General features: G+C 41.9%; 4 protein-coding genes. 2 read left to right on the plus strand and 2 right to left on the minus strand.

All coding sequences use genetic code 11. The features are described from left to right. Nucleotides 1-249 precede the first annotated feature (249 nt). Together AC2JBO_RS43880 and AC2JBO_RS43885 are read left to right on the plus strand one after the other, a co-directional pair. Nucleotides 250-480 carry a dynamin family protein gene (locus AC2JBO_RS43880; RefSeq protein WP_496959902.1) on the plus strand — a complete coding sequence of 77 codons (231 nt, stop codon included), beginning with the start codon at nt 250-252 and terminating at the stop codon, nt 478-480. A 218-nt stretch (nt 481-698) separates the two neighbouring features. Beyond that, nucleotides 699-1,202, plus strand: a complete 504-nt coding sequence (locus tag AC2JBO_RS43885) for a hypothetical protein (RefSeq protein WP_496959903.1) — start codon at nt 699-701, stop codon at nt 1,200-1,202. A 345-nt stretch (nt 1,203-1,547) separates the two neighbouring features. Here AC2JBO_RS43885 and AC2JBO_RS43890 read toward each other — a convergent pair whose 3' ends face one another. Continuing rightward, complete coding sequence (locus AC2JBO_RS43890) at nt 1,548-2,894, minus strand: bluetail domain-containing putative surface protein (protein ID WP_496959904.1); 1,347 nt, start codon at nt 2,892-2,894, stop codon at nt 1,548-1,550. Nucleotides 2,895-3,071: 177 nt separating this feature from the next. Beyond that, the coding region (locus AC2JBO_RS43895) for a S1 family peptidase (protein ID WP_496959905.1) at nt 3,072-3,612 on the minus strand (541 nt) is incomplete at its 5' end.

Here is a 3,612-nt window from a genome sequence, read left to right on the forward strand (position 1 = left end):
CTAGTCGGAGGCTTATATCTTGCACCTACACCCGCGCTTGGGTGGGACTATACGAACAAAGCCAGACGGGCGCAGGCTGTAAAGCCTATTTAATCGTTTTATTGATAAAAATTTATGTTTATTGTAAATAGAAAAATTAAGTATTAATACGTTGGTGCATTCCGGTGAGCTAGTTCAGTTTTAGGTGCTGATGGCGTTGAGAATAAGTATACACAGTATCAAAAGCAAATCAGCGACGAAGCCGATAAAGTGCAAAATCTTGAGTTGAGAATGGCAATTGTGGCGTCGATGAAAGCTGGTAAATCTACCATTACAAACGCCATTGTCGGACAGGAGATATTGCCAAGTCGTAACTCCGCTATGACAACCCTTCCCACAGAGATAGTTTTTGATGCAAAACTGACAGAACCAGTTTTATCTTTAAGTGAAGAAACAGTGTCAGTTTTTCAAAATACCTGGGGGGGTGACGAACTATCTTAAAAGCCTTATGCAGTAAAGGTTATAGATGAGTGACCGCTTGAAAGATAAAAGTAAGTTTAGAACCAAGTCCAACGAAAAAGAAGACTTTTGTACGAAGCTTATTGATAATAGAATCAATAAAGTATAAAAATGGTGTTTATCTTTTTATGGCACGCGCGCTTATAACTATTGCTATGTCTCAGGTTTAGAGGTTTTCGTCACCCCTTCAGATACAACACTTGACAGATGCTCCTAGAATCCGCACTCCATTTTGGCGTTTACAAAAAGCAGAAGCACAACCAGAACTTGGTAACTTAGTAATTATCGACACACCAAGGCCAAACGAAGCAGGAGAAAATCTCAAGCTGGGGAATGTAGTAGCAGAGCAGCTTCGTAAAAGTTCAATCGTGTTAATTGTTTTAGACTTTACACAGTTAAAGAATGAAGCCGCAGAGAAAGTGAAAAAAGACGTTCAGAAAGTAGTTGAATTACGGAGTGAAGATAATTTGTATGTGTTGATTAACAAAGTAGATCAACGTCATGATAGCGATATGACTCCAGAGCAGGTGCAGCAGTTTGTGGCTGCGGAATTTGGTATTGGTGATACTGATAATAAAAACCGTGTCTTTGAAATTTCTGCCAGACGCGCATTTACTTCGGCTAATTTTTCGCTTTTAGATCAAGGCTTTAATTACCCTTTAGCTCTAAAAATAAGCGAACACCCAGAAGTAAAGCGAATATAAGGAGCATCATTATTTGAGACTATAATTTAATGCGTTATTTGCTGGGCATAACGGCATAACAGCTCTACATTACTTAATCGTTTGATAGCTTGCAGGCGCCGTACCGTGCAGTAGTTAAAACAATATTCCTTTATTTGCGCCGAGAGATAAACACTCTAATTTTAAACCCCACATTCCGCACCTCAACTGTCACAATCATAGCTTTTACTCATTTTTAGAAGTGTATAAAGCTATTTAACATACTCCATCTGGTTATATTGACAGAAGCAACCCTCGTTGCAAGCAGTATTTATAGCTCTAAAACAAGTAATTAGCTATTATGACAGTCAGGGTGTGGAATATGGGTTAGACAATACTCAGGTTGTTCAAATTGCCCGTAAATCCGGTAATTTCGATGATGCTGTCTGTGGTTGCAGAAAACCCAGCCCTGCCATCATTGAGTCCTAGGAAGGTACGGTCAATTAGCCCATCCCGGAATCTAAAGGTGGAAGCACCATTGACCACAAAGTTGTTGGGGGTCAACACCTGCTGAATGGCAGTTTCGGTCAAAGCACTCACGTACCCCAGTTTTTGGATTTGAGCGGCTGAAATCGCTCTAGGACCGTCGATGACATCAATCCCGATCTGCAAGTCTGTAATTGCATCGTAATTGGACAGTAGAGAGTCTGTCAGTGATTGATACTGGAAGGTATCTACACCACTTCCACCAGTAAGTAAATCGCCCCCTGCTCCCCCGCTAATCGTGTCATTACCTGCGCCACCATTGATAATATCGTTGCCATTAGCAGCGAAGAGGCTGTCATTTTTACTGGTACCCGTAACTGTAAACCGCTCAATGCCCGTAAACTCAATGAAATCTAAGTAGGCGGAGTTTGTAGTGCTAACGTTACGGGAAGCAGTAGCATATCCACTTATATTACTGCCATTGAACTGCATTCCTGTCCCCGTGTCGCCAACCGAGTAGTCAATAATCAGATGATCCAGCCCATCACCACCAAGTACTGTGTCTGAACCCAATCCAGCATTAATTGTGTCGTTGCCTGCACCTGTTTTAATAAGATCATTTTGCCGCAGGACAGAACCGTTGACGATGCCAGACTGGAGAATAGTATCGTTGCCGCTGCCTGTTTCGAGTGAAAACCGCTCGAAATTGGTTGCTCTGACAACCCCAGCAATGTTGATGTCTTGGAGATTGGTGAGGGTGAGGTTTGTTGTTTGGTTAGAAAGGTTTAGCACTAAATAGTCAAAGCCGGCGCCACCATCAAGTGTGCCAATATTTCCTGCAATCGGTTGGGTTACATTCACCTGATCGTTGCCCGCTCCAGCACGAATGATGCTGTTGGTGGTACTGAGGTTAAAGGTGTCATCTTTGCTGGTGCCAGTAATGGTAAACTGCTCGATGTCAAAATAAAGGATGGAATCTAACGTCTGACGATTATTGGTATTATCAGTCCATCTCCGGGCACTGCCGCCAGTGAAGAGAATTCCCGTTCCCGTATCCCCAATTGAGTAGTCCAGTATGAGATGATCGATGCCATCCCCACCATACACGTAGTCAATTTCACCCAGTCCAGGGTTGATTGTGTCGTTACCACCATTGGTTCTAATGACATCATTGCTGCGAAAAACTACGCCATCGACCAGGGTGGGTCTGATGACAGTATCATTACCGTTGCCTGTGATAATTTCCATGATTTTCAGTGTGCTTTTACTTTGGGTTAAATGAGAACGCTCTATTTATAGCTTTTTTGTCTAACGACTGCTAACTATTAAATGCTTATTGAATACAACTTATAGGTATTCAAATCAGTGGTTTTATCCTTCTATTTCTGTATCGGGTAAGGTAGGAAAAATCATGCATCTTTGAGCTTATCGGCGAAAAATTCTGATAAAACCCCCCACAGCATCTACCCCTTTTTTGATAGTACCTGTCGTGTCATTAATTGTGTTTATACCTTGTTGCACCCCAGTTAAAACACTATTAACATCATCAATCACATCACGTTTATCTGGTTGTGCTGGAGGAACATAAGCTACGGTTGCATCTGATACAGGCTGAGAATCTATCTTCAAGGCTGAATAAAATTCTTGTTGAGATGCCAGACTCAAAAAAGTATTGATGGGAATTGCATAATTAAAACCAGGCTTAATTAAACTAGCAATAGTTTGAGCAGTATCTGGATTTAATTGTCCTTGTCCTGTTAATGAATTTGGATTTTCTGTGTCTCCCAGTCCGTGAATTCCAATTACACGACCACCAGCATCAAACACGGGACCTCCACTCATTCCCTTACGAGTGACATTGGTGTAAATCATTTGGTAGCCTTCTATCGGTTGCTCTAATAAGCCTGATATTTCTCCAGATGTAAATTGGCGGACTAGTTGCCCAGTACTTCCAGGTGCAGGCCAT

It is taken from the genome of Calothrix sp. CBUCES-K 9914 (assembly GCF_059640475.1).

What these genes read in the sequence shown, in the direction of transcription:
- AC2JBO_RS43890 (WP_496959904.1), bottom strand. Translation starts at nt 2,894, where the DNA reads ATGGAAATTATCACAGGCAACGGTAATGATACTGTCATCAGACCCACC.